The sequence below is a fragment of the Micromonospora sp. NPDC049497 genome (genome assembly GCF_044465805.1).
Lineage (GTDB): Bacteria > Actinomycetota > Actinomycetes > Mycobacteriales > Micromonosporaceae > Micromonospora.
On record NZ_JBITMC010000006.1, the window covers coordinates 28,529 to 53,735 of the forward strand.

Sequence of the window (25,207 nt, forward strand, 5' to 3'; positions counted from 1 at the left end):
CCCCAGTGGAAGCCACTCCCCGGCCGCCGGGGCAGGGCCGTAGTGCCCGTTCCGACGGGCCGGCCCGGCCCGGCGACAGCGCACCGTGAAGCCGGGACCTTCGCCCTGACAACGCCCGTCCGGTGCGCCGGGACGGGCCGGTCCCGGCAGTTCCGGGGCGCCGGCCGGCGGTGCTGGTCGTCGCGGTGGCCGGGCTGGCCACGGCGATCGCGTCCGCCTCGCTGGTGGGCCCGTTGGTGCTGGATCTGATGCGGTACCGCACCTCGCCGACGACCCCTCAACCAGTTGCTCGGCAGCGACGCGGCGGCGCTGTTCGCCGTGGCTCCGCTCGCCGTGGTCGCGGCCGTGCTGGTGGCTCGGCGTCAGGTGGCAGGCGCCGTGCTCGCCACCGGCGTCGGCGTGTTCGCCCTGTACACGCACGCGCAGGTGATCGTCGGTCAGGAGTATCTGCGGCTACCGGGCAACGTGGAGCGGTTCTTCCCGCTGCTTCTCGCCGTCTTCCTGCTGGCCGAGGCGACCCTGGTCCTCGGGTGGCGGGCGGTGCCCGCCGACCTGCCGGCGCCCCCGCGCCGGGTGGAGCGCGTCGCCGGCGGTGTGCTCGTGGCGGTCGCGGTCCTCCTGGTGTTCGGTCTGCACCTGCGGCCGATGCTCGTCGCCTGGTCCGACGCCGCGTCCCTGACCGAGTACGCGTCGAGCCCGACACCGTTCTGGCTGGTCAAGCTCATGGACCTGGGCATCGTCGTCCCCGTCGCGACCGTCACCGGGATCGGCTTGCTGCGCCGGGCGGCATGGGCCCGGCGGTTCGCGTACCCACTGCTCACCGCCTGCACCCTCCTCGGCGTGTCCGTCACGGCGATGGGCGTGGTGATGAACCTGCGATCCGATCCGGACGCCTCCCTCGTGCTGACCGCGGGCTTCGCGGCGTTCACCGTCGCCTTCGCCGCGCTGACGGCGGCGCTGTACCGGCCGCTGTTCGGCCCTGCGGGGACCTGCCAAGCGCAGCAGGTCCGGCCGGGCGGGAACGGTCTTGAGGCCGGCGACCGGTCCGCTGATCGCGCTCAGTCACGATGAGCTACATCCTCGCTATGTGGCGGACGGTGACCGCGGCTCCGCCCTCCCGCATGGGTCCATCGCCACTTTGCTCTGCACCCTGGGATGCGCCACGGGCCTGAGCAGGGCGTCTCCGAGATGAGGCGAGGACGGCCTTCGGCCGCGCAGCGACTCCGCGTTACCGGTGCGCATCGGGGTGCAGAGCAAAGTCGCGAAGGGGGGCGTGGCCGGGCGGCGGTGTGCGCCGTCCGCGCCGCCGTCACCTGAGTTCCGTATCGGTGGACGTTCCATTTATGGGAGCGCGCCCGAAGGCTCTGACGCGCACGAGTCTGCGCCGCCCGGGTGTGGTCTTTCGGCGTCAGGGCTTGCGCGGCACAGGCTCGGCCAGAGAGCGAATCGGCGCGGGCAGTTGCGCCATCGCGTCCTCGAACTCTCGGTGTCCGACCACCCGGTGCAGGGTCTGCAGGACGGCCCGTACGCCCCGCTCCGCGGTACTCCGGTCGACCCCCGCGCGCTTCTCGACCCGCCACAGGAACTCCTCGTACCCGAAGGTCTCCGGATCCTCGGTGCCCTTGACCAGCAGGGGGCTCAGCTCGGCGGCGAGGTGGCCGGCCATGGCCGCCGCCTGGCCGCCGCTGATGCGCTCCGCGAGGGTACGCAGGGCGGCCTGCGTCAGCAGTGGCGCGGCCTCCGGCGGGACATCCGCCCGGGCGGCGACCTTGTCGTAGAAGCTCAGCTCGGCCATGCCGCCTCCTTCCGTCCGAGGCACCGTGGCTACCCGCGCCGTCAGGCGGCAAACGCCCAGCCCTTTCCGGGGTCCGTGTGGGAACGGTCCGGGCCGCTGCTCGCACATCGTCTACCTGTCGGTGTTCGGCGGCGACTCGGCGAGAGGCCCGTCCGGCGAGCCGGGGGAGGACCGGGTCAGCCGGGGCGGGCGTGGTAGACATGCCGCGTGGACGACCTGGTGCTGGACGCCGCCCGAGACTGCGTACTGGCCTACGGGGTGCGCCGTACGACGTTGACGGACGTGGCGCGTCGGGCCGGGGTTTCGCGGATGACCGTCTACCGGCGCTGGCCCGACGTGCAGTCCCTGATCGGGGACCTGATGAGCCGGGAGTGGCATCAGGTGCTGGTGGCCACCGGCGAGGACGAGCACGACGGGCCGGCCCGGTCCCGCCTCGTGGCGCGGCTCACGGCGGGGGCGCGGCTGCTGCGGGAGCACCCCCTGCTGTGCAAGATCCGGGACGTCGACCCGGAGGTCCTGCTGCCGTACCTCCTGGACCGGCGCGGCGGCGGTCAGGACGAGATGCTGCAGTTCCTCGCCACGGCGGTGGCCGGCGGTCAGGCCGACGGCTCGGTCCGGCCCGGCGACGCCGCGCTCCTGGCCCGCGCGGTCTACCTGACCACGCAGTCCTTCGTGCTCTCCGTCCGGACGGTCGCCGACGGCGTGCCGGTCGCCGAGTTCGACCGTGAGCTGGCCCGCCTGGTCGACGGCTACCTGCGCCCCGACCAGGCCTAGCCGGCGATGATCCGCAGCGCCCTCGGCCGTACCTCGACGTGCACCTCCGCTCCCCGGCCCACGGGGTCCCCGTCCCCGTACACGGCGACCGGACGGTCCGCGCGCACGGTGACCGAGCTGCCGCGGTACGAGGTGACCTGCCGCAGCCGCACGTGCGAGCCGGTACGCATCCGCCACAGGGCGATCGGGAACAGCAGCCGGCTGGCGTGCCGGATCACCACCACCTCCAGGGTCCCGTCGTCGGGCCGCGCCGCCGGGGCGACGTGGAGCCCGCCGCCGTAGTACCCGCAGTTCGCGGCGACGACGGTGTACGCGTGCACCTGCTCGGTCCGGCCGTCGAGGGTGATCGTGTACCGGGTGCGGGGCCAGCGCAGCAGCGCGCGCAGCCCGGCGGTGGGGTACACCAGCGACGCGGGCAGGCGGGACCGGTTGGCCAGTTCGTTGGCGGCGGCGTCGATGCCGGCGTAGACGCTTCCGACGATCGTCTGCCCCGCGACGCGCAGCACGTCCAGCTGCCGGGGCCGACCGTGCAGCAGCAGGTCGGCGACCTCGGTGGGGGAGTGCGGCAGCATCAGCTGACGGGCCAGGTCGTTGCCGCGCCCGGCGGGGACGACGCCGAGCAGCCCTCCGGCGTCGACGACGGCACCGGCGAGCAGTCGGATCGTGCCGTCCCCGCCGGCGGCGACGACGACCTCGCCGGCGTCGACCGCCTCGGCGGCGCACCGGCGGGCCTGCTCGGTGGTCTGCGTGTACTCCACCCGGATCCGCGCGCCGGCGGCCCGCAGGTGGTGGGCAACCGGCATCAGGCGGGACAGTCCCCGGCGCGCGGCCGGCCCGAGGATCACCGCGAAGGCGCGCACCTCACGGCACCAGGATGCCGGGGTTGAGGATGCCGGCCGGATCCACGTGCCGCTTGACCGCCCGGAGCAGGTCCACGGCGACGTCGCCGATCTCGGTGGCGTACCACGTCCGGTGGTCGGCGCCGACCCCGTGATGGTGGGTGATGGTGGCGCCCGCGGCGACGATGGCGTCGCCGGCCGCCGCCTTCGCGGTGTGCCAGCGGCCGATCGGGTCCGACCCCGGGGAGCAGATGACCGTGAAGTACAGCGAGGCGCCGGTCTCGTAGACGTGGGACACGTGACCCAGCACCAGCGCCCCGTCCGGCAGCGCGTCGAGGAGGGCCTGCCGGACGTGGTCGTACACCCGCAGCAACGTCGACCAGTACGCGGCAGTCTCCAGGGTCTCCGCGAACGCCCCGGCGTCCAGCAGCGCGTCGCGCAGGTACGGGGCGTCGAAGCGGTGCCGTGCCCACTGCTGCCCCGCCTCCGCTCCCAGCGGCACACCGCCGTGCGCGGCCAGCACGTCGGCGGCCGCCTCGGCGGTGGACCGGACGTCGGTGCCCTCGTACCCGGCGATCAGCAGGCATCCCCCGTCGGAGCGGCCGGAGCCGGCGGCTCCGATTATGGTCTCGACCTCGTCGGAGAGCCGCAGCACCGTGGGTCGGGGCCCGTCCTGCGCCAACCGGCGTACGGCGTCCAGGCCGGCGGCGAACGACTCGAACCGCCAGCCCTCGTGGTGGGACTGTGCCGGCAGGGGACGTACCCGCACGGTGACGTCGGTGATGATGCCGAGTGTTCCCTCGCTGCCCAGGAAGAGCTGCCGCAGGTCGGGGCCGGCGGCCGAGGCGGGCGCGCGACCGATCCGGAGGGTGCCGCGGGGCGTGGCGACCGTCAGTGCCGTCACCATGTCGTCGAAACGGCCGTAGCCGGCCGAGGCCTGGCCGGAGGAGCGGGTGGCGGCGAATCCGCCGATGGTCGCGTACTCGTAGGACTGGGGAACGTGGCCGAGCGTCAGCCCGTGCGCGGCGAGCAGCCGCGCGGCGCGGGGGGCGGGCAGCCCCGCCTGCAGGGTGGCGGTCCGGGACACCGGATCGACGGCGACGACCTGGTCGAGCCGGCCGAGGTCGACGGTCACGTGCCGGGCCACGCTGGGCGTGAGTCCACCCACGACGGAGGTGCCGCCACCGAAGGGGACGACCGCCACGCCGTGCGTGGAGCAGACGTCGAGCACGGCCACGACCTCGGCGTGGTCGGCCGGCCGGACCACCGCCTGCGGGGCGAGGGCCGGCCGGCCGAGCCGGTCGCGCAGCAGGTCGGGCGTCGACATCCCCGCCGCGTGCCACGCCCGGGACCGCGCGGTGGTGACCACGTGTTCGTCGCCCACCGCGCGCCGCAGCGCGTCGAGAACCGCGTCGTCGAGCGCGCAGTCCGGCAGCACGACCTCGTCCAGCGGCACGGCCGGCGGTGGCGGCGCCAGGTCGAGCACCTGCGCCAGCAGTCTCCGCGCGCCGTCCGGCAGCTCCCTCGCGGCCTCCGCCGTTCCCCAGCGGCCCCATCCGGCGCCCGACACTTCCCCTCGCTCATTCATGTGTGACAGAGTTACATCCAATGTCACTTGGAATCAAGGAGTTCAGGTGGAGGCATCGCTGACCGGCGCCCGGCGTGACCACGACCTGGACGAGCTGGCCGCCGGCACCGCCGTTGACGTCCTCGTGGTCGGGCTGGGCGTCACCGGCGCCGGGGTGGCGCTCGACGCCGCCAGCCGTGGGCTGTCGGTGGTCGCCGTCGACGCCCACGACCTGGCGTACGGCACCTCCCGGTGGAGTTCCAAGCTCGTGCACGGAGGGCTGCGCTACCTCGCCCACGGTCAGGTCGGCGTCGCCTACGAGAGCGCCGCCGAACGCCACCTGCTGCTGACCCGTACCGCCCCGCACCTCACGCGCCCCCTGCCGATGCTGCTCCCGTCGACCGGCTTCACCACCGGGTGGCAGGATCGCGCGGCGGCGGCCGGGTTGCGCGCCGGAGACCTGCTGCGTACCTGCGCCGGGACGTCCCGCCGGACCCTTCCCGGCACCCGCCGGCTCGGCGCGGCCGAAGCCGGTGCGATGGCGCCGGCGCTGCGCCGGGCCGGACTACGCGGGGCGCAGCTGTCCTGGGACGGCCAGCTCTGCGACGACGCCCGACTAGTCGTCGGCCTCGCCCGCGCGGCCGCGGCCCGCTCGGCCCGCATCCTGCCCCGCTGCCGGGCCGTCGACCTGCACTCCGACGGTGCCACCATCGAGGACACCCGCACCGGAGCCCGGCTGCACGTCGCCGCCCGCGCCGTCGTCAACGCCACCGGCGTCTGGGCGAGCGACCTCACCCCGCACGTCCGCCTGCGCCCCTCGCGCGGCACGCACATCGTCCTGTCCGCCGCCCGCCTGGGCGGGCTCTGGACGGGGCTGACGATCCCGGTGCCCGGTGAGTTCACCCGGTACGTCTTCGCCCTGCCCCAGACCGACGGCCTGGTCTACGCCGGCCTGACCGACGAGGCGGTGGACGGACCCGTCCCCGACGTGCCGGAGCCCACCGAGGCCGACATCGCGTTCCTGCTCGACGTGCTCAACAGTGTCCTCGACGCGCCCCTGTGCCGCGGCGACGTGCTCGGCGCGTACGCCGGGCTCCGCCCGCTGCTGGCCGACGGCGACTCGCGGACCGCCGACATCTCCCGGCGGCACGCCGTCATCGACGATCCGGACGGCATCATCAGCGTGGTCGGCGGCAAGCTCACCACCTACCGCCGGATGGCGCAGGACGCCGTCGACACCGCGGTACGCGCGCGTCGGCTCACCGCCGGCCCCTGCCGTACCCGGCGGCTTCCGCTGCCCGGAGCCGCGAGCAGGGCGCAGCTGGCGCGGGTGCCGGCGCCCCGCCGGCTCGTCCAGCGCTACGGCACCGAGGCGGCCGACGTCCTGGCCGGGGCACCGGCCGAACTCCGCCGGCCGATCGGGCCCGACATCCCGGTCACCGGGGCCGAGCTGCTCTGGGCCGCCCGGCACGAACTCGCGCTCACCGTCGACGACCTGCTCGACCGGCGTACCCGCATCGGGCTCGTCCCGGCGCACCGGGAGGCCGCGCTGCCCGTGGCGCGGGACGTGCTCGCCCTGGCCGCGCGGGGCTGACCGCGCGGCCTCTCCGTGCCGGCTGCGGAATGATCGCGCTCCGGTGACCGATGATGAACCGGCGTCGAACGCCTTTGCCAGCACCCTCAGCGATCCCAGACATAGATACATTTACATGTAACGCTCCTGCGTGTATGAAGGCTGCAAGCACGCCTAGGTGCTGGTTCCTCGGGAGGAGCGACGATGAAGAATGCTCTGCGCCGCCTGCGAACGGCGGCTGTCGCGCTCGGCGCCTGCACACTCGGGCTGAGCCTGCTGTCGATCCCCGCCGCCGAGGCGTACTCGGGTCAACCCCTCGCGCCGAAGTCGGAGCGGGCACCCGAGTCACGTCAGTTCTCGGTGGAGGGTGTCCCCACGGTCGGCGAACTCCGCACCGTCGACAGCTCGCTGTCCTACGCCCGGAACGGCCGGACACAGATCATCCGGCATCCCGGCGCCGCGTACGTCAAGGTGCATTTCAGTGCGCTGCGACTGGCGCCCGGCGACCACGTGACCGTGTCGAGCCCCGACGGCCGGGAGAGCTACCGGTACGACCGCCACCTGAACCGGGCGACCGGTTCGGACTACACCACCGACGGTCAGCCGGGCTTCTGGGCGATGTCGGTCGAGGGCGACACCGCGGTGGTGACCCTGCACAGCAACCGCCACTCTCGGGGCAACGCCGCGACCATCGACCGGTTCTGGCGCGGCTACGACCGCGCCGAGATCAGCCAGCACAACCTCTCCACGCAGTCCGTCTGCAGCACCGACGCGCGCCGCGACGTGGTCTGCTACCAGGCCAGCCACCCCAGCGAGTACGCGCGGGGCCGGGCGGTGGCGCGGCTGCTGATCAGCGGCGGCGGGCTGTGCACCACCTGGCGTGTCGGCAACACCAACCGCATGCTGACCAACAAGCACTGCTTCTCGACGCAGGCCGCCGTCAGCGGCAGTGAGATGCAGTTCAACTACCAGTGCGCCACCTGCGGCGGCGCGAATCCCGGCCCCGGCACCAAGGTGAGCGGTGCCACCCTCTACAGGGTGAGCAGCGGTGGGTCCGGCGAACTGGACTACGCGCTGTACTCGGTGAACAACTTCACCAGCATCCAGGGGTACGGCACGCTGTACCTGGCGACGACCGCCACCAGCACCGGCACGCGGATGTACATCCCGGGGCACGGCGACGGCAGCCCGAAGCGACTGTCGATCTACGAGAACACCCAGGGCGGCACGACCTGCACCGTGAAGAACGCCAACTACAACAGCTGGAACATCAGCTACAGCTGTGACACCTCGGGCGGCAACTCGGGCTCGCCGGTGCTCAACGCCAGCCACCGGGTGATCGCCCTGCACCATCTCGGCGGTTGTCCGTCCAACCAGGGCGCGAAGGCGCACCTGATCTACAACCAGATCGCCAGCCTGATCGACAACAACGGCTGACGACACCTGACGACGACGGGCCGTCGAGGGCGTGCACGCGCCCCGGCGGCCCGTCGGCACTGCCCGGCTCACGACGGCCGGGGGCTGGATCTCAGCGGCGACGGTCGGTGGGCTGGAGGCTCTCCCGCGGCAGCCAGCCGAGAAAGCGGGTTCGCAGGTCCTGCCTGTCGGCCCGGGGCAGGTCGAACAGGGCCGCGCTGAAGCAGGAGCCGAGGTAGATCCCGAGCGCGGGCCCGGTTCCGCCGAACTCCGCGAGGAGTTGGGTCTGCTTGCTGGCGCAGGGCCATTCCTGGGCGCAGCCGCTGCAGGCCCACGTGGGCGGCATGGGTAGGTGCGACCCGGATCGGGCGGCGGCCGGTCGGGTCGGCCCGCCACGGTGCGGGTTCCGATGGGAGGCATCCGCACCAGGTAGGTGACAGGTCGCGGCGGCGAAGGTGGCTCCGGTACGCACCAGGGCCTCCGGGCCGGGCTGCTGCGCGAGCAGCGCGGTGAGGGTGTGGTGCGCGAGCAGGTCCAGCCCCGCGCGGTCGATGTCCAGTGTCCTGCACAGGGACACGAGCACGAGGGGTCCGGGCCAGGTGTCGCCGGTCACGACGGAGGTCATCATGTCGTTGAGGAGCGCGCCGACCGCCTGGGCGTGTTCGGCGAAGACGGGTGGGGCGGTGGGGTCCCGACCGATGGTGGACATGGTCTGCCTCACCGTGTGGTGGATGATCGAGGTGCCGCGGTCCACATCCACTGGTATCTCCTCGTCAGCGACGTCCAGAAGCGTTAGAACGACGGCCGGGGAACCGACCCTCGAGGGACGACTGCCCGTGGTTGGGCCGTCGTGGTGGTCCGCCCCGATGGTAGGAAGATATTTCGCTGCGCGGCGCGGATCGACGCAATGGCTGACTGATCAGTCAGTTGCTGGAGGTCCCCTCGGCCCTGAATGAGTTCCCGCGCAAGCTGCTGGCCGGTCAGGCGCTGAGCCACGGCTCCGCGCTGCTCGGACGGCGGAGCGGTGGAGGGCGGCGACGGCGGCAGAGGCGACCATGTGAGGTGTGCGGTCCTGCGGGCTGCTGCCGAGGTCCGCGGCGAGCGCGGCGGCGAGGAAGTTCTCGATGCGTGCCATGACGCTGGTGCGGTCGGCCCACCGGCCGGGATCACCCGCGGTCGTCGGACGCCGGCTGGTGCCGGTGCGGCCGGTTGCGGACGAGGGCGAGCGCGAGGACGGCGGCGGCGAGGAAGACGACGGCGTTGACGCGCAGCCCGGCCTGCACGCCAGCGGTGAGGGACTCGGCGAGCGCCTGGCGCACGGGCCCGGCCGTCGTCGCGGTCTCGCCGGTGCCGGCGCGCGCGGCCGCCTGCACGGCGCTCCGGCTGGATTCGGGTACGCCGTGGGCGGCGAGCCGGCCCGGGAGGTCGGCGATCAGCGTGGTGCTGAGCAGCGTACCCAGCAGCGACGCGCCCATCACGGCGCCGAACTGGCGGGCGGTGTTGACCGCCGCGGCGGCCATGCCCGCCTGCGGGGGCGCGACGCTGGCCAGCGCCGCGGCGGTGGCGGGCGCGGCGACCAGGCCGCAGGCGGCGCCGAAGAGCGCGAGCAGCGGCCAGCTCTGGCTGAACGGGGTGCCCGGGGTGTGGGTGGACAGTCCGAGGCTGGCCAGGCCGCCGAGCAGGAGCCCGAGGGTGAGCGGTGCCTTGAAGCCGGTGCGGCGGATCGCCTGACCGGCGGCGAAGGCGGTGAGGGCGTAGAGGCCGAACACCGCCAGCATCCGCCAGCCGGTGTCGAGCGGGCTGAGCGCCTGGGCGCGTTCGTGGAAGAGCACCAGAAGGATCGACACGCCGGTGAAGCCGAACAGCGATACGGCGGCGACGAGCACGACGGCGCTGAAGGACGGCGACCGGAACAGCCGGACGTCCAGCATCGGCGCGGCGGTACGCAACTCGACCACCACGAAGGCGACGAGTGCGCCGGCCGCGGTGAGCCACGCGGCGGCCACCGTGGGGCTGGTCCAGCCGTGGCGACCGCCCTCGATCAGCGCGTGGACGGCGGCGGCGACGGTGAGCGTGCCCAGCAGCAGGCCGGGCAGGTCGAGACGGCTGGTGGGCTGGCGCGACTCGGCCACCCAGCGGGTGGTGACGGCGAGGGTGAGCACGCCGAGCACCACCGTGGACAGGAAGACGCCGTGCCAGTGGACGTGCGCCAGCAGCGTCCCGGCGATGAGCGGGCCCACCGACAGCCCGACACCGGACGCCGCCGCCCAGGCGGTGACGACCTCGGTACGGCGGTGCGGGTCGGTGAAGGTCACGCCGAGGATGGCCAGGCTGTTCGACAGGATCAGCGCCCCGCCCGCGCCGGCCACGAGCTGTCCCGCGACGACCCAGCCGAGGGTGGTGGCCAGGGCGACCACCCCCGCTCCGGCCATCATGGCGGCGACGCCGACGCCGAACATCCGCCTGCGGCCGTACCGGCTGCCGAGCGTGGCGGCGGAGAGGACGAGGCTGGCCAGCATGAGGGTGTAGGCGCTGGGGATCCAGACCAGGCTGGTCGGGTCGATCCGCAGGTCCCGCTGGATCGTGGTCAGCGTGGAGACGGTCGCGGTGAGGTGGAGGAACGTGACCATCGCGCCCAGGCACATGGCGACGAGGGTCGCCGCGTGCGAGCCGCGGACGGGTCCCGTCCGCGCCGGTGCGGCGGCGACGGGCGCGGACGGCTCCCGCCACCCGGTGGTGGCGGTCCGCTTTTCAGGCACAGCTACTCCTTGCAGGGTGAGGGGGGTGCGTCGGGGCCGGGCTCCGCTACGACAGCTGCGGGTAGACGGCGGCCACGCCGCCGGCGAGCCTGGTGCGTACGTCCCGGCTGAGGTCGTCGGCGAGGATCTCGTACGCGTCCGCGGCGACCTGGTCGACCGTGTACGCCGCCACCGCGGCGGGGTCGAGCTTGGGAGCGGTGACCGCTCGGGTCATGTCGGTGTCCAGGTAGCCCACGTGCAGTCCCGCGACGCGGATGTTCGCCGGAGCGAGCTGCAGGCGCAGGGCGTTGGTGAGGCTCCACTCGGCTGCCTTCGCCGCCGCGTACGCGCCACCGGTGGGCAGGGCGAGCCAGGACAGCACGGACAGCACGTTGAGGACGGTGCCGCCGCCGTTGCCCGCGATGACGGGGGCGAACGCCCGCACCGCGGAGAGGGTGCCGAGGTAGTGCGTCTCCATCTCCAGGCGGATCTGGTCCAGGTCGCCGGTGAGCAGGTCGGCGCCGGTCGCCGAGCCGGCGTTGTTCACCAGCAGCGTGACGTCACCGGCGGCGGCTGCCGCCGCCGTCACGGAGGCCGGTTCGGTGATGTCCAGCTCCAGCGGCCGGGCGCCGGGAAGGTCGATCTGGGCGGGGTTGCGGGCGGCGGCGTACACGGTGGCGCCCCGGGCGAGGAGTTCACCGGCAAGGGCGCGGCCGAAGCCCCGGTTCGCGCCGGTGACCAGTGCGGTCGTGGTCGAGATGTCCATCATTCATCCTGTCTGCGCGGTGCACCCGGACGGCCTAACTTCTTTCATGAGAAGTCAGCTCGGCCAGTGAAGCACCTGACTAGCGTTGGCGCAAGTCAGCCCGTACGCTGAGGGCATGCAGGATCTGCGGGAGGACCGGGAGGCGTGGTCGATGGCCAACTGCTCGATCGCCCGGGCCATGGACATCGTGGGCAGCAGGTCGGCGATGCTCATCATGCGCGAGGCGCTGCTCGGCACCCGCCGCTTCGACGACTTCGTCCGACGGGTGGGCATCGGCGAACCGGCGATGGCGGCCCGCCTACGTGAACTGGTCGCCGCCGGCCTGCTCGAACGGACTCCCTACCGCGAGCAGGGTCAGCGCACCCGGTACGAGTACCAGCTCACCCCCAAGGGGCAGGAGCTGCTGCCGGTCGTCACCGCCCTGCGCCACTGGGGTGACACCTGGGCCGCCGACGAGACGGGCCCGCCGTTGCTGGCCACCCACCGCGACTGCGGCTGCGCGGTCCGCACGGTGCTCCGCTGCGAGCAGGGTCACGAGGTCGACGCCGGCGACATCACCATCGTCGCCGGCCCCGGGCTGATCGCCCGGGACTAGACGGCGTCACCGCCCCGGTCGGCGCCCGTCCTGCCCGAGCGGGGGTCAGCGAAAGCCGCCGACCAGGAAGGCTCCGACGCCGGCCAGGGTCAGGGGAGCGGCCGCGGCCAGGGCGAGGAGCCGCTGGCGGTTCGTCCGGCCGGCCAGCACGATGACCAGGGCACCGAGCACGGCCCGGATCGCGGCGTGTGCCAACGGGTCGTCACCGTAGTTCGGGTTCCCGATCCGGCGGGCCTGCATCACCGCCTCGGCGAACAGCACCGCGCCCGGTAGCGCCACCCCGAGGACCTGCCGCCACCCCTGCCCACGCGCCCAGGTGCCGGCGGTACCGAACACCACTCCGGCCAGGACGCCGAAGCCCATCCACAGCACGGACGGCGCAGCCCACAGCACGGCCAGGTCGTCGCCCTGGACGAGTGTCGCGGTGAGGTAGTAGCTGGGTACCGCGATGACCAACGCCACGGCGGCACCGACGGCCGCCCACAGCCAGCTGGACCGGAGCCGGTACGCGAAGGCGAAGGCGGCCACGGCCCAGACGGCGCTGGAGTTGCCGAGGTCACCGAGGGGAAAAGGCACGAACGTGATCCACAGGAAGTCGACGAACCCGAGCAGAAGACCGGCGGGCGGTGCGGTTCGAGCCACTCGCCCGAGTTGAGATCGCATGGGCGAAGCATACCGAGTATGCATCGCCGGGCAGCGGCGAGGTGGCGTCGCTCGCGGTCTCCCGGAGTGCTCGTCGCTCCCGGGCGTCGAGCTGCGCGTCGGCCGACGTGGTGACAGCCTGGTCGAACTGACCGATCTGCGGTGGGAGGACAGCTCGATGATCATTCGTGCGGACGTGGAGGACGCCGCGCGGCGTACCGCCGGGCTGGTCCGGCGCACGCCGGTCGTGACCGCCGGCCCGGACCTCGTCCCGCCGGGGACCGTGTTCAAGCTCGAATTCCTCCAGCACACCGGATCGTTCAAGGCGCGCGGCGCGCTCAATCGGATCCGGTCCGCCAAGGAACAGGGCCACCTCGACCCGTCCGTCGGCGTCGTGGTGGCCTCCGGCGGCAACGCCGGTCTCGCCAACGCCTACGCCGCGGCGCACCTCGGCGTGCCCGCGACGGTGTTCGTCCCGCAAGGCGCGCCGCCGGTCAAGGTCGAGCGACTGCGGGCGTACGGTGCGACGGTGGTCACGCGGGGCAGCGAGTACGCCGAGGCGTACGAGGCCGCTGTCGAGTACGCCTCCACGACGGGCGCGGTGTACTGCCACGCGTACGACCAGCCGGAGATCGTCGCCGGCGCGGGCACCCTCGGTCTGGAGTTGCGGGACCAGACCGACGGTGCGCTCGACACCGTCCTGGTGGCCGTGGGCGGGGGCGGACTGATGGCCGGGGTCGCGGCGGCGCTGGAGGGCGACGCCCGGGTGGTCGCGGTCGAACCGGCGGCCGCTCCGACGCTGCACGCGGCGCTGGCGGCCGGAACGCCGGTCGACGTCGGCGTGGCCGGGGTTGCCGCCGACTCGCTCGGCGCCCGCCGGGTCGGCGCCATCGCCTACGACGTCGCGGTACGCACCGGTGTCCGTTCCGTGCTGGTGGCCGAGGACGACATCATCGCCGCCCGCCGGAGACTGTGGCGGGACTGGCGGATCGTCATCGAGCACGGCGCGGCCGTCGCCCTGGCCGCCCTCACGTCGGGCGCCTACGTGCCCGAGCCGGGCGACCGGGTGGCGGTCGTGCTCTGCGGAGCGAACACCGACCCGCGCGACCTGCCGTAGCGGGGTCGGGTCGGGAATCCTTGAGTTGAGATCGCGCAAAACTTGATTCATTCCAGAAAAGTGGACTATGTTCGTGGGGTGACGTCCGACTTCGAGACCCAGTTGCGGGCGGTCTCGTTGCGCGTGACCCGGCCTCGGTTGGCGGTGCTCGCGGCGTTGCGCGACCACCCGCACGTCGACACCGACACGGTGATCGCGCTGGTGCGGGCGGACCAGCCCACGGTCTCCCACCAGACGGTGTACGACGTGCTGCGTGCGCTCACCGACGCCGGTCTGGTGCGGCGCATCCAGCCCGCGGGTGCGACCGCCCGGTACGAGTCGCGGGTGAGCGACAACCACCACCATGTCGTGTGCCGCTCCTGCGGCGCGATCGCCGACGTCGACTGCGCCGTCGGCCATGCTCCCTGTCTCACCGCCTCGGGCGACCACGGTTTCGTGGTCGACGAGGCGGAGGTCGTCTATTGGGGCACCTGCCCCGACTGTGCGACCGAACACTCCCAGTGGTCCGCCAGTTCGGAAGGAAGCAGATGAGCGACACCCAGGACAACGTCCCCTCCAGTGCGCAGGGCGTGGACAAGAAGGAGGCGGCCGGCTGCCCGGTCGCGCACGACTCCGTGACCGCGCACGGCAGCGAGAGCGAGAACCCGGCGATCGACTCGCCGACGCCGAAGACCGGTGGTCGCCCGCGCACCAACCGGGACTGGTGGCCCAACCAGCTCGACCTGTCGGTGCTGCACGCCCACTCGTCGAAGGGCAACCCGCTGGGGGAGAGCTTCCGCTACGCCGACGAGTTCACCAAGCTCGACGTCGAGGCCCTCAAGCGGGACATCACCGAGGTCCTCACCACCTCGCAGGATTGGTGGCCGGCCGACTTCGGCCACTACGGCGGCCTGATGATCCGGATGAGCTGGCACGCGGCGGGCACCTACCGCATCGAGGACGGTCGCGGTGGAGCCGGTGACGGCGGCCAGCGGTTCGCCCCGCTCAACAGCTGGCCGGACAACGCCAACCTGGACAAGGCCCGCCGGCTGCTGTGGCCGGTCAAGCAGAAGTACGGCCAGAAGATCTCGTGGGCCGACCTGCTGGTGCTCGCCGGCAACGTCGCCCTGGAGTCGATGGGCTTCAAGACCTTCGGCTTCGGTTTCGGCCGCGAGGACGTGTGGGAGCCGGAGGAGATCTTCTGGGGTCCGGAGGACACCTGGCTCGGTGACGAGCGCTACGCCTCCGAGAAGGAGATGACGGCCGGTGTCGGCGCGACCGAGATGGGTCTCATCTACGTCAACCCGGAGGGTCCCCGCGGCAACGCGGACCCCCTGGCCGCGGCGCACTTCATCCGGGAGACCTTCCGCCGGATGGCCATGGACGACGAGGAAACCGTCGCCCTCATCGCCGGCGGCCACACCTTCGGCAAGACCCACGGCGCGGGCGTCGCCGACGACCACGTGGGCCCCGAGCCCGAGGCCGCCCCGCTGGAGACGCAGGGCCTGGGCTGGCTGAGCACCCACGGCAGCGGCAAGGGCGCCGACACGATCACCAGCGGCCTCGAGGTGACCTGGACGGACCGGCCGACGCAGTGGAGCAACCGGTTCTTCGAGATCCTCTTCGGCCACGAGTGGGAACTCACCACGAGCCCCGGCGGCGCGAAGCAGTGGGTCGCCAAGGACGCCGAGGCGATCATCCCGGACGCCCACGACCCGTCGAAGAAGCACAAGCCGACCATGCTCACGACCGACCTGTCGCTGCGCGTCGACCCGGCGTACGAGAAGATCTCGCGCCGCTTCCTGGAGAACCCCGACGAGTTCGCGTTGGCGTTCGCCAAGGCCTGGTACAAGCTGCTGCACCGCGACATGGGTCCGGTCAGCCGCTTCCTCGGGCCGTGGGTCCCGGAGGCTCAGCTGTGGCAGGACCCGGTGCCGGCCGTCGACCACGAGCTCGTGGGTGACGCCGACGTCGCCGCCCTCAAGGCGAAGGTCCTGGAGTCCGGCCTCACCACCGCCCAGCTGGTCTCCACCGCCTGGGCGTCGGCCGCGAGCTACCGCTACACCGACAAGCGCGGTGGCGCCAACGGCGCCCGGATCCGGCTCGAGCCGCAGCGCGGCTGGGAGGTCAACCAGCCCGAGCAGCTCGCGACGGTCCTGGAGACCCTGGAGGGCATCCGGCGCGACTTCAACTCCGCCGGCGGCGCGAAGATCTCCCTGGCCGACCTGATCGTGCTGGCCGGTTCGGCCGCCGTCGAGAAGGCGGCGCGGGACGCGGGTGTCGAGGTGACGGTGCCGTTCCGTCCGGGCCGCACCGACGCCACCCAGGAGCAAACCGACGTCGAGTCGTTCCGGGTCATGGAGCCTCGTGCCGACGGGTTCCGCAACTACCTGCGTGCCGGCGAGAAGACCCAACCGGAGGTGCTGCTCGTCGACCGCGCGTACATGCTCAACCTGACCGCGCCGGAGATGACCGTCCTCGTCGGCGGCCTGCGCGCTCTCGGCAACAACGTCGGCGGTGCGCGGCACGGTGTCCTCACCGACCGTCCCGGCGTGCTCAGCAACGACTTCTTCGTCAACCTGCTCTCCCCGGGCACCCGGTGGAAGGCGTCGCAGTCCGACGAGCACGTGTACGAGATCCGGGACATCGCCACCGACGAGGTGAAGTGGACCGCCACCGCGGTCGACCTCGTCTTCGGTTCCAACTCCCAGCTGCGGGCCCTCGCGGAGGTCTACGCCAGCCAGGACGCGCGGGACAAGTTCGTGACCGACTTCGTGGCGGCCTGGACCAAGGTCATGGAGCTCGACCGGTTCGACCTCGCCTGATCCCCGCTCCGCCCGACGAGCCCCGGTCGATCCGCCCGATCGACCGGGGCTCGCCGCCCTTGTTCCCCCGGTGCGCGCCATGATCGATGATGGCGCGCACCGTCTCTGTCTCTGACGCGTGCTCTCAGGGTGACGCCGAGGGCGCGGCACGTACACGACCACCGACGCGGCGGATCGCGGCGCAGGACCCGAACAGGGGCCAGCACCACACCGGGCGACGGGCCTTCGGCCACCGGGCGAGACCGACCCGCCGGACGATCCCGGAAGCGCCGCAGCCGCCGCCTCCGTTACGTCGTCCCGCCGGATTGTGGCCATCGTCATGACGACGATTTCCCCTGGTCGCGAGGGGTAGGAGCAGCACTGACCCGATGTGGGAGCTTCCCCACCGGGTCGCACCGTGTCGGGTCGGGCCCGGTGTTGATGCGTGGCGGTCCGGTGCCGCCCTGTGGCATCACCGCCGCGGATCCCGCTCCTGCGGCCCCTCGCCGCAGCTCGCCAGTTGCGCCGTTTCCCCGGCTGCTGACATACCGGAAGGACAGCGTGCGAACCATCATCCGCCTTGCCCGGCAGCCCGAGCCGTGGCTCTTCCTCACCATCGGCGGTGCCGTCGCGGTCCTCGGCCACGGCGTGCTGCACATGCTGATCTCCCGGGGAGTGGCCCCGGCGGTCGCCAACGGTGTGCAGCTGGTGCTGACCCTGCAGCTCAGCTTCGTCGCCCACGACCGGCTGACCTGGCGCCGGCGTACCGCGCACCAGTCGACCGGCCGGACGGGCCGCTGGTGGCGGTTCCAGACGGCTCGCGGCTCCAGCGCCCTGCTCAGCCTGGTCGCGTTCCCGTTCCTGGCACCGGTCACCGGCACGGCGGTCGCCTACTGGGGGCTGCTCGCGGCCGGCACCGTCGTCAACTACTGCTCCGACCACTTCTGGTCGTTCTCCCGCAAGGCAGGTACCAGCATGACCGCACCGTCTCCCGGCCCCGGCTACCGCGGCGCTCACCGCCGCCCGTCGCCGCCGGCCCGCCGATTCCTCGGGATCGCCGGGCCGCTGGCCGCGCTCTGTGTGCTGGCCGTCCTGTTCCTGGACGTCTTCGTCGTGGCCGTCTCGGTGTTCATGCTGGTGGTGGCGGTCACCACCCTGGCCTTCCAGCTGTACAAGTGGTGGCTGCCCGAGCACAACGATCCCGACCGGTACGGCGAGCCGAACGAGCCTCGACTGCCCGGCGTCATCCTGGTGCCGATGCGGCACGAGGAGGCCGTCGCGGGGCACACCCTGGAGCGGCTCGCCACGCTCGACCATCCGGACTACTGGGTGGTGCCGATCATCGACCATCCGGACGACCCGGGCACGGCGGCGATCGCACACGCCGCGGCGGCGCGCTGGCCGCACCGGGTGCTGGTGGCGCCGTACCCCGAGGACACCGCGGTGCACAACAAGCCGATCGGGCTCAACGCCGCGGTTCGGGAGCTGAACGATCTCGGGATCCCTTACGAGTGGATCGGCATCGCCGACGCCGAGGACCTGTTTCACCCCCGGCTGCTGCGGATGGTCGACTACCGATTCCGAAAGACCGGGGCGGGCATCGTGCAGTGCGGTGTGCAGCTGATGAACTTCAGCGCCGACCCGCGTACGCTGCCGCTGCCGTCGGGACGGCTGCCCCGGCTGCGGCGCTGGCTGCGGGCGAACGGCTCCGGCTGGTGGCGCGCGGCGAACGTGCTGGAGTACTACAAGTGGTTCCAGTCTCGGCTGAAGCTGCAGGCGGCGACGAAGGTGATGCCGCTGGGCGGCAACACGGTCTTCTTCCGACGGGAGTTCCTGGAGGCACTGCGCAGGCGGTACGGCGCGTACTGGGACGAGGACTGCCTCACCGAGGACTGCAAGATCGGCATGGTCGCCTCGGTGCTCGGCTACGACGTCGACGTCGTCTACATCGACGAGATGGTCACCCGTGAGGAGACCCCCGACACCCTGCGTGGGCTGGTCCGCCAGCGAGTGCGCTGGATGCAGGGCTTCATCCAGGTCTTCACCGAGCGGGAGTGGCTGGCCCTGCCCCGGATGTGGCAGAAGGTGCTCGCCGTCTACGTGCTCGGCTTCCAGTTCTTCCAGGCGTTCTCGGTGGTCTTCGCACCGGTCGCGCTGGCCCTGGCGCTGGCCCACAAGTCGCCGATCGTGGTGGCGCTGCTGGCCAGCGTGCCGCTGGGGATCACCCTGCTCACCGTCGCCCTCGACGTGCTGATGCTGCACCAGTTCGGGCGTACCTTCGGGCAGAAGGTCCGGCTGCGTGACTACGTGGGGGTGGTCGTCGGCGGCTACCCGTACCAGCTGGTCCTGTCGGTGGCCGGGGTGTGGGCGCTGCTGCGGCACCTGACGGGGCGTACCAACTGGGTGAAGACCGCGCACAGCGGCGCGCACCTGGGCGCGGCGCCTGCGCCCGACGGTGATCGGGTTCCGGCGACGGCTGGGGTGGGCGCGTGACCAGGACGCTGGAGAACACGACCCTCGACCTGCGAGCCGTCACCGACATCGACCGGGCGCTGCCGCCGCACCGGCGGGCCCGCGTCAGCCTCCAGGTCTGGTTCGCCCGGCACGCCCGCAGCCTGGCCGTGCTGACGCCGCTGCTCGCCCTGGTCGCGGCCGTCCACGCCGTCGGCATGTCGAACTTCCCGGGGTACGTCGACGACCCCGGCACCTACCTGTCCCAGGCGTGGTCGTTGCGGTACGAGGGCGAGCTCTCGCCCTATTCGTACTTCTACGACCACGCGCCGGCCGGCTGGATCCAGATCGCCGCCTGGGCCGCGCTCACCAACGGCTTCGACCGGTACGACTCCGCCATCGCCTTCGGCAACGAGTGCATGCTGATCGCCCGGGTGGTCAGCGCCGGTCTGCTCTACGTGCTCGGCCGCCGGCTCGGCCTCGGACGGGTGCCCACCTCGGTGGCGGTGCTGCTGTTCGGCCTCTCCCCGCTGGCCGTGGTCTACGGTCGCTGGACCTTCCTCGACAACCTGGTCACCCCGTGGCTGCTGCTGGCGTTCGTGCTGGCGTACTCGCCGTGGCGCAGCATCGCCGCCGGCATCGGCGCGGCCCTCGCCTTCGCCATGGCCGCACTGACCAAGGAGACCACGCTGCTGCTGCTACCGGCCTTCGGCTGGGCGTTGCTGCAGAACACCGACCGGCGCAACCGCCCGCAGGTGCTGGTGACCGCCGCTTTCGCGGGCATCCTGCTGATGGCGATGTATCCGCTGTTCGCGCTCTTCAAGGGCGAGTTGCTCCCCGGCGAGGGGCACAACAGCCTGCTCGGCACCGCGCAGTGGCAGCTGGACGGGCGGGCGTCCAGCGGCTCGGTGCTGGACGCCGGCAGCGCGACCCACCAGCAGGTGCTGAACTGGCTTCAGTACGACCACTGGCTACCCCTGCTGGGGCTGGCCGCGATTCCGCTCGCACTGCTGGTCCGCCGGCTTCGCCCGGCCGCCCTTGCCCTGGTCATCGGCTGGCTGGTGCTGGTGCGCGGCGGCTACGTCCCCTTCATGCACGTGATCAACCTGCTGCCGTGGAGCGCCCTGCTGGTCGCCGGCGTGATCGCCGCGCTGGCCGGCAGCCCCGGGCTGGTGCCCACCGGCTGGCTGCGCCGGCGCGCGGAGCAGGGCTTCGGGTACGGCTTCCGGGTCACCCTGGCGGGCCTGCTGGTGCTCGGGCTGGCCGGCGTGGCCGCCGTGCACTGGACCCCGGAGCTGCGCCGGATGATGACGGTCGCCGAGCAGCCGCCGCTGCGCTCGGCCACCGAGTGGGTCGCCCGCAACGTGCCGCGCGACAAGACCCTGGTCGTGCACGACGCGATCTGGACGGACCTGGTGCACCACTACGGGTACGACCCGCGACCGGTGATCGTCTACAAGCTCGACACTGACCCGGCGGTGCAGGCCACCGTCAAGCGGGTCGACTATCTGGTGGTGCCGGACTGGTACTACCGCACCGCCGACGCGGCCGAGAAGTACCCGACCCTGATGGAGGCCCGCAAGCACGCGGTGCAGGTGGCCAGCTTCGGCACCGGGGACGACCGGGTGCGGGTGTTGCGGGTCAGCGAACACTGGGAGCTGCCGTGACCCGCCGTCGCCGGCACCTGCCGGCCGCGGTCCTCGCGGTCGTTGTCGCCCTGGCCACAGGCTGCGCCGACCGGCCCGACACCGCGCTGCGCCCCGACCCGCCCGCGATCACGTACGCGCCGCCGAAGCAGCCGTTCCGGGACGCGACGCTGCATGTCGACGCCGACACCGCGGCGGCCCGCTGGCAGGCACGCAACGGCGCGGACTGGCTGGACCCGATCACCGACCGGCCGCAGGCCCGCTGGGTCAACGATCCACGCGACGTGCCGCCGGTCCGTCAGCTGGCCGCGCGGGCCCGGCAGCGCGGCGAGCTACCGGTGCTGGTCGCCTACTGGATACCCAACCGGGGCTGCGCCAACTCCCGTGAGGGCGCGCCGGACGTCCAGGCGTACCGGGACTACATCGGGGCACTCGTCGCCGCGCTCGGGAACACCCGGTCGGTGGTGGTGATGGAGCCCGACGCGATCGCGGCGGACTGCTTCGACGCCGCCCGCGCCCGGGTGCTCACCGACGCGACGATGCGGCTTGCCGCCGCCGGGCACGCCGTCTACCTCGACGCGGGGCACTCCAGGTGGCGCTCGACCGGGGAGACCGCCGAGCGGTTGCTCGCCTCCGGCATCACGTACGCGGAGGGTTTCGCGGTGAACGTCTCGAACCGGCAGACCACGGCGGACAGCTACCGGTGGGGGCGGGAACTCTCCGACCTGGTCGGGGACCGGGAGTTCGTCATCGACACCTCCCGCAACGGCGCCGGCCCGCCGCCGGACGAGCCGGGCCGCGACGACGAGTGGTGCAACCCGAAGCGGCAGGCCCTCGGGGAGGCACCCCGGCCGGTGACCGACCGACCGGGCCTGGCCGCGCTGCTCTGGATCAAGGCGCCGGGGGAGTCCGACGGGGTGTGCGGCGGCGAGAAGACGTACCTGTTCACGCCCACGCAGGCGCGTACCCTGATTGCCGATGCCCCGTGGCTGTCGGCGGCCGATCGGGCCGCCGCACGGGCGGCCCGGCCGGCGCCGGTCGTCGACCAGGAATGACGGCTCTGCGGGACCGCCGTCAGGCGTTGCGGAAGGTGCGACGGTAGGCGTCGGGAGTTACGCCGATGGTGCGGGTGAAGTGCCGGCGCAACGTCGTGGCGGTTCCCATGCCGGCCGCCCGGGCGATGACGTCGACGCTGGTGTCGGTGTTCTCCAGCAGTTCCTGGGCCCGGCGGATCCGCTGCGTCGACAGCCACTGCAGCGGGGTGGTGCCCGTCGCCGACCGGAAGTGGCGGGCCAGGTTGCGTGAGCTCATGTTCGCCTGGCGAGCCAGGTCCTCCACGGTCAGCGGACGGTTCAGCCGTTCCATCGCCCAGGGGAACAGGTCGGCGAGGGGATGGTCGTCGCGCGCGGGCACCGGGGTGGTGACGAACTGGGCCTGGCCGCCGGCGCGATGCGGTGGCACGACCAGGCGGCGGGCGACGGCGTTGGCGACCGTCGCGCCGTGGTCGCGGCGGATCAGGTGCAGGCACAGGTCGATCGCGGCGGCCTTGCCGGCGGAGGCGAGCACGGTGCCGTTGTCGACGTAGAGCACGTCCGGGTCGACCTGCACGCGGGGATAGCGGGCCGCCAGCGCCTCGGTGTGGGCCCAGTGCGTGGTCGCGCGCAGCCCGTCCAGCACCCCGGCGGCGGCCAGCACGAACGCACCGGTGCACAGCGAGACGATCCGGGCGCCCGCCTCGTGGGCCGCGCGGACGGCGTCGAGCAGGTCGGGTGGCAGGTCCGCGTCGATGTCCTCCACGGCGGGGACGATCACGGTGTCGGCGCGGGCGAGTCGGTCCAACCCGTCGTCCGGCTCCAGGTGGAACCGGCCGATCCGGACCGGACCCGGGCCGCAGACCACGAGGTCGTACCACGGGTCTGCCAGGCCGGAGGGGTCGCGGACGAAGACCTCGCAGGCCATGGCGAGCTCGAAGTGCAGCATCGCGTCGGTGGCGGCGAGCGCGATCGTGGCCATGTCCGAAAGTGTACGGGGCATGGCGTTCCCGACACTGGTCCGGGCCGGCCACTGCGGAGAGGATCTTCTCAGTCGATCTTTTCGAGGAGGAACCGCAGATGGATTCAGGTCAGACCGTAGCGGTCTTCGGTGCGTACGGACACACCGGTCGTTTCGTGGTGACGGAGTTGCGCGATCGCGGGTTCGTCCCGCTTCTCCTCGGTCGCGACCCAGGCCGGCTCCAGGCGCTGGCGGCGTCGCATCCGGGGCTCGAACACCGGGTGGCGTCGGCCGACGATCCGGCCTCGCTGGACCGGGCGTTGACGGGCGCGGCAGCGGTGGTCAACTGCGCCGGCCCGTTCGCCTCGACCGCGGCCCCCGTGATCGAGGCCGCCCTGCGCGCCGGGATCCCGTACGTCGACGTGGCGGCCGAGATCGAGGCCAACCTCGACACGTTCACCCACTTCGCCGACCGCGCCCGGACCGCGGGCGTCGCGGTGGTGCCGGCGATGGCCTTCTTCGGTGGACTCGGTGATCTGCTGGTCACGACGGCGATGGGCGACTGGACGGCGGCCGACGAGGCGCACGTCGCGTACGGGCTGAGCAGTTGGCACCCCACGGCCGGGACCCTCGCCTCCGGCACCGTCTCGCGGGAACGCCGGGACGGCCACCGTGTCCGCTACACCGGCGGCCGGCTGGAGTACTACGTCGCCGAGGGCGACCTGCCGACCCTGGAATGGGAGTTTCCCGCTCCGGTCGGCCGCCGGACCGTCCTCGGCGAGTTCACGATGGCCGACGTCGTCACGGTCCCCAGCCACCTGTCCGTCACCGAGGTACGCACCTACATGACCACCCACGCGGCCACGGACCTGGCCGCCCCGGACGCACCCGCACCGACGGCGGTCGACGAGCGCGGCCGGTCGGCGCAGACGTTCACCGTGGACGTCGTCGTGCGCGCCGGCCACACGGAACGACGCCTCGTCGCCAGCGGCCGGGACATCTACGCCATCAGCGCACCGCTGGCGGTCGAGGCCGTCCGTCGCATTCTCGCGGGGCAGACCAGGACGAGCGGGGTCGCCTCGGCCGGTGAGATCTTCGACGCGCCCGACTTCCTCGACGCGCTGTCTGCGCACCTCTCGCTTCAGCCGCTTGTTTCCACCACGGCGTCGACCTCGAACTCCACCAGCCACTCCGGATCGATGAAACCGGAGACCTCCACGAACGTGCACGCCGGTCGTATGTAAGCGAACCGTTCGCCGTGTGCGCGCGCCGCCTCCCGCCACCGGTCGATGTCGACGAGCATGACCCTCGTCCGGATGACGTCTGCCAGCGTCGCTCCGGCCTCGCGCAGCGCCTGCTCGGCGATGTCCAGGCACCGCACGGACTGGGCGTACACGTCTCCCCGACCGGCGGTGGCGCCGTCGTCCGCGATCGGCGCGGTGCCGGCCACGGACACGTACGGCCCTATCCGCACGGCGCGGGAGAAGCCGATCTCCGGTTCCAAAGGTGATCCTGAGCTGACCAGGCGGCGGAATGACGTCACGTACGAAAGCATCGCAGCGCATTCGCCATGCTGGCCAGTCGCTCACCGTCACTTCCCTGCTCGGATACTGACGGTGACGCCGTTTCGTCGCCCCTCACGCGAGGGTGGCCGGCGCTTGCTCGAACGTGACGCAGCGTGCCGCCTGTGGAGTTCGGCCACCTGGTGGCCGATGCCGTGCGGGTCGCACCGGCATGACGTGGACGCAGCCGCCTGATCGCAGGCTGGCGGTCCACCTACCGGCTGTCGCGCAGCAGACCGGCCGCCGTCGTGGCGTCGGGCAGCCCGGCGGTGTTGAGCACTCCGACGTCGACTGGCGACGACGGCGACGCGACGGGCGGCACGACGTGCAGCACGGCCCGCCCGGGTGGCGCGGCACCGGTCTGCCTCGCGGCCGGGAGGCTGTTCAGCGGCGTCCGCGGAGTCCCGCGAGATGGGCGCGCAGCGCTGCGGCGACCTCGCCCGCAGCGACCAGTTCGTCCGGCGTGAGGGCGTCGACGAAGAGTTCGCGCACCGCCCGCAGGTGCGGCACCGTGGCGTCCCCGAATGCCTCGGCGCCGGTGGTCGTGAGCACGACCTCGGCCCCCCGGCTGTCGGCGGCGCACTCCTCGCGACGGACGAGGGCACGCCGTTCCATGCGGCCGAGGTGATGCGACAGCCGGCTGCGTTCCCATCCGATGCCCGCCGCGAGCTCGGAGGAGCGCATCCGTCGCCCCTCGGCCTCGCTGAGGGCGAGCAGGACCACGTAGTCGCCGGGCGACAGCGAGGACTCGCTCTGCAGCCGGGACGACAGCTCGGACCTGAGCGCTTCCGCCGTCTCGATGAAGTCGCGCCAGATCCGTAGCTGCTCCGTCGTCGGCAGCTGCCGTTTGCGCTGCTGGCGTGTGTTCTCCGTCATCCATCCTCCAATTGACGTGTCAATCATACCGGGCATAATTGACACGTCAATCAGGTTGGCGATCACAGGGCGGGA

General features: G+C 72.5%; 22 protein-coding genes. 12 read left to right on the top strand and 10 right to left on the bottom strand.

The genetic code is table 11. The annotated features are described in order from the left end of the window. The first annotated feature begins 285 nt into the window (after positions 1-285). Positions 286-1,071, top strand: a complete 786-nt coding sequence (locus tag ACIBR0_RS11045) for a hypothetical protein (RefSeq protein WP_396714409.1) — start codon at positions 286-288, stop codon at positions 1,069-1,071. Between the two features lie 337 nt (positions 1,072-1,408). Here the strand turns inward: ACIBR0_RS11045 and ACIBR0_RS11050 are convergent, their stop codons facing one another. Further along, a complete protein-coding gene (locus ACIBR0_RS11050; protein WP_396714411.1) occupies positions 1,409-1,795 on the bottom strand; it encodes a DUF2267 domain-containing protein in 387 nt (128 codons plus the stop codon). Positions 1,796-2,002: 207 nt separating this feature from the next. Here ACIBR0_RS11050 and ACIBR0_RS11055 point away from each other — a divergent pair, with 207 nt between their 5' ends. Further along, positions 2,003-2,569, top strand: coding sequence for a TetR/AcrR family transcriptional regulator (locus tag ACIBR0_RS11055; protein ID WP_396714412.1), 567 nt, complete (start codon positions 2,003-2,005; stop codon positions 2,567-2,569). Here the strand turns inward: ACIBR0_RS11055 and ACIBR0_RS11060 are convergent. Continuing rightward, entirely contained in the window at positions 2,566-3,429 is an 864-nt protein-coding gene (locus tag ACIBR0_RS11060; RefSeq protein WP_396714414.1) for a diacylglycerol/lipid kinase family protein, read from the bottom strand. The two genes, ACIBR0_RS11055 and ACIBR0_RS11060, sit on opposite strands and share 4 nt — an antisense overlap. A gap of 1 nt (position 3,430) precedes the next feature. Beyond that, positions 3,431-4,996, bottom strand: a complete 1,566-nt coding sequence (locus tag ACIBR0_RS11065) for an FAD-binding oxidoreductase (protein ID WP_396714416.1) — start codon at positions 4,994-4,996, stop codon at positions 3,431-3,433. Between the two features lie 46 nt (positions 4,997-5,042). Here ACIBR0_RS11065 and ACIBR0_RS11070 point away from each other — a divergent pair, with 46 nt between their 5' ends. Both ACIBR0_RS11070 and ACIBR0_RS11075 read left to right on the top strand, forming a co-directional pair. Continuing rightward, positions 5,043-6,569, top strand: a complete 1,527-nt coding sequence (locus tag ACIBR0_RS11070; RefSeq protein ID WP_396714418.1) for a glycerol-3-phosphate dehydrogenase/oxidase — start codon at positions 5,043-5,045, stop codon at positions 6,567-6,569. 183 nt (positions 6,570-6,752) lie between these two features. After that, complete coding sequence (locus tag ACIBR0_RS11075; protein WP_396714420.1) at positions 6,753-7,985, top strand: trypsin-like serine peptidase; 1,233 nt, start codon at positions 6,753-6,755, stop codon at positions 7,983-7,985. A 91-nt stretch (positions 7,986-8,076) separates the two neighbouring features. Here the strand turns inward: ACIBR0_RS11075 and ACIBR0_RS11080 are convergent, their stop codons facing one another. The 3 genes from ACIBR0_RS11080 to ACIBR0_RS11090 form a co-directional block, all read right to left on the bottom strand. Next, positions 8,077-8,724, bottom strand: coding sequence for a hypothetical protein (locus ACIBR0_RS11080; RefSeq protein ID WP_396714422.1), 648 nt, complete (start codon positions 8,722-8,724; stop codon positions 8,077-8,079). 406 nt (positions 8,725-9,130) lie between these two features. Beyond that, on the bottom strand, positions 9,131-10,723 hold the full coding sequence (locus ACIBR0_RS11085) for an MFS transporter (RefSeq protein ID WP_396714424.1): 1,593 nt from the start codon (positions 10,721-10,723) through the stop codon (positions 9,131-9,133). 46 nt (positions 10,724-10,769) lie between these two features. Continuing rightward, complete coding sequence (locus tag ACIBR0_RS11090) at positions 10,770-11,468, bottom strand: SDR family oxidoreductase (protein WP_396714426.1); 699 nt, start codon at positions 11,466-11,468, stop codon at positions 10,770-10,772. A 115-nt stretch (positions 11,469-11,583) separates the two neighbouring features. Between ACIBR0_RS11090 and ACIBR0_RS11095 the strand changes: the two genes are divergently transcribed. Continuing rightward, positions 11,584-12,063 (top strand): winged helix-turn-helix transcriptional regulator, encoded by a 480-nt coding sequence (locus ACIBR0_RS11095; protein WP_396714428.1) that lies wholly within the window; start codon positions 11,584-11,586, stop codon positions 12,061-12,063. Positions 12,064-12,108: 45 nt separating this feature from the next. Here the strand turns inward: ACIBR0_RS11095 and ACIBR0_RS11100 are convergent, their stop codons facing one another. Continuing rightward, positions 12,109-12,705 (bottom strand): DUF6518 family protein, encoded by a 597-nt coding sequence (locus tag ACIBR0_RS11100; RefSeq protein WP_396714430.1) that lies wholly within the window; start codon positions 12,703-12,705, stop codon positions 12,109-12,111. 19 nt (positions 12,706-12,724) lie between these two features. Here ACIBR0_RS11100 and ACIBR0_RS11105 point away from each other — a divergent pair, with 19 nt between their 5' ends. The 6 genes from ACIBR0_RS11105 to ACIBR0_RS11130 all read left to right on the top strand — a co-directional run bounded on the left by ACIBR0_RS11105 (position 12,725) and on the right by ACIBR0_RS11130 (position 21,757). Continuing rightward, positions 12,725-13,822: a threonine/serine dehydratase gene (locus tag ACIBR0_RS11105; protein WP_396714431.1), complete on the top strand. Its 1,098-nt coding sequence runs from the start codon at positions 12,725-12,727 to the stop codon at positions 13,820-13,822. A gap of 78 nt (positions 13,823-13,900) precedes the next feature. Further along, entirely contained in the window at positions 13,901-14,353 is a 453-nt protein-coding gene (locus tag ACIBR0_RS11110) for a Fur family transcriptional regulator (RefSeq protein ID WP_357034185.1), read from the top strand. Continuing rightward, a complete protein-coding gene (gene katG / locus ACIBR0_RS11115; RefSeq protein WP_396714433.1) occupies positions 14,350-16,626 on the top strand; it encodes a catalase/peroxidase HPI in 2,277 nt (758 codons plus the stop codon). The genes ACIBR0_RS11110 and katG overlap by 4 nt, the downstream gene beginning before the upstream one ends. Positions 16,627-17,166: 540 nt before the next feature. Further along, the gene (locus ACIBR0_RS11120; protein WP_396714435.1) at positions 17,167-19,098 is read left to right on the top strand and encodes a glycosyltransferase; all 1,932 of its coding nucleotides are present in this window, start codon (positions 17,167-17,169) and stop codon (positions 19,096-19,098) included. Further along, a complete protein-coding gene (locus tag ACIBR0_RS11125; protein ID WP_396714437.1) occupies positions 19,095-20,723 on the top strand; it encodes a glycosyltransferase family 39 protein in 1,629 nt (542 codons plus the stop codon). The genes ACIBR0_RS11120 and ACIBR0_RS11125 overlap by 4 nt, the downstream gene beginning before the upstream one ends. Next, positions 20,720-21,757 carry a glycoside hydrolase family 6 protein gene (locus tag ACIBR0_RS11130; protein WP_396714439.1) on the top strand — a complete coding sequence of 346 codons (1,038 nt, stop codon included), beginning with the start codon at positions 20,720-20,722 and terminating at the stop codon, positions 21,755-21,757. Before ACIBR0_RS11125 ends, ACIBR0_RS11130 begins: the two co-directional genes overlap by 4 nt. Before the next feature lie 19 nt (positions 21,758-21,776). Here the strand turns inward: ACIBR0_RS11130 and ACIBR0_RS11135 are convergent, their stop codons facing one another. Next, on the bottom strand, positions 21,777-22,715 hold the full coding sequence (locus ACIBR0_RS11135; RefSeq protein ID WP_396714441.1) for a helix-turn-helix domain-containing protein: 939 nt from the start codon (positions 22,713-22,715) through the stop codon (positions 21,777-21,779). Positions 22,716-22,813: 98 nt separating this feature from the next. Between ACIBR0_RS11135 and ACIBR0_RS11140 the strand changes: the two genes are divergently transcribed. Beyond that, a complete protein-coding gene (locus ACIBR0_RS11140; RefSeq protein WP_396714443.1) occupies positions 22,814-23,938 on the top strand; it encodes a saccharopine dehydrogenase family protein in 1,125 nt (374 codons plus the stop codon). On the opposite strand, the gene ACIBR0_RS11145 is transcribed toward ACIBR0_RS11140, so the two are convergent. Beyond that, entirely contained in the window at positions 23,836-24,198 is a 363-nt protein-coding gene (locus tag ACIBR0_RS11145) for a RidA family protein (protein WP_396714445.1), read from the bottom strand. The two genes, ACIBR0_RS11140 and ACIBR0_RS11145, sit on opposite strands and share 103 nt — an antisense overlap. A gap of 442 nt (positions 24,199-24,640) precedes the next feature. Beyond that, positions 24,641-25,132, bottom strand: a complete 492-nt coding sequence (locus ACIBR0_RS11150; protein WP_396714446.1) for a MarR family winged helix-turn-helix transcriptional regulator — start codon at positions 25,130-25,132, stop codon at positions 24,641-24,643. Positions 25,133-25,207: the final 75 nt, after the last annotated feature.

Excerpts from the sequence above, each read along its gene's own strand:
- ACIBR0_RS11050 (WP_396714411.1), bottom strand. The coding sequence starts at position 1,795 with ATGGCCGAGCTGAGCTTCTACGACAAGGTCGCCGCCCGGGCGGATGTC.
- ACIBR0_RS11065 (WP_396714416.1), bottom strand. The coding sequence starts at position 4,996 with ATGAATGAGCGAGGGGAAGTGTCGGGCGCCGGATGGGGCCGCTGGGGA.
- ACIBR0_RS11075 (WP_396714420.1), top strand. The coding sequence starts at position 6,753 with ATGAAGAATGCTCTGCGCCGCCTGCGAACGGCGGCTGTCGCGCTCGGC.
- ACIBR0_RS11090 (WP_396714426.1), bottom strand. The coding sequence starts at position 11,468 with ATGGACATCTCGACCACGACCGCACTGGTCACCGGCGCGAACCGGGGC.
- ACIBR0_RS11095 (WP_396714428.1), top strand. The coding sequence starts at position 11,584 with ATGCAGGATCTGCGGGAGGACCGGGAGGCGTGGTCGATGGCCAACTGC.
- ACIBR0_RS11105 (WP_396714431.1), top strand. The coding sequence starts at position 12,725 with ATGGGCGAAGCATACCGAGTATGCATCGCCGGGCAGCGGCGAGGTGGC.
- katG (WP_396714433.1), top strand. The coding sequence starts at position 14,350 with ATGAGCGACACCCAGGACAACGTCCCCTCCAGTGCGCAGGGCGTGGAC.
- ACIBR0_RS11135 (WP_396714441.1), bottom strand. The coding sequence starts at position 22,715 with ATGGCCACGATCGCGCTCGCCGCCACCGACGCGATGCTGCACTTCGAG.
- ACIBR0_RS11140 (WP_396714443.1), top strand. The coding sequence starts at position 22,814 with ATGGATTCAGGTCAGACCGTAGCGGTCTTCGGTGCGTACGGACACACC.
- ACIBR0_RS11150 (WP_396714446.1), bottom strand. The coding sequence starts at position 25,132 with ATGACGGAGAACACACGCCAGCAGCGCAAACGGCAGCTGCCGACGACG.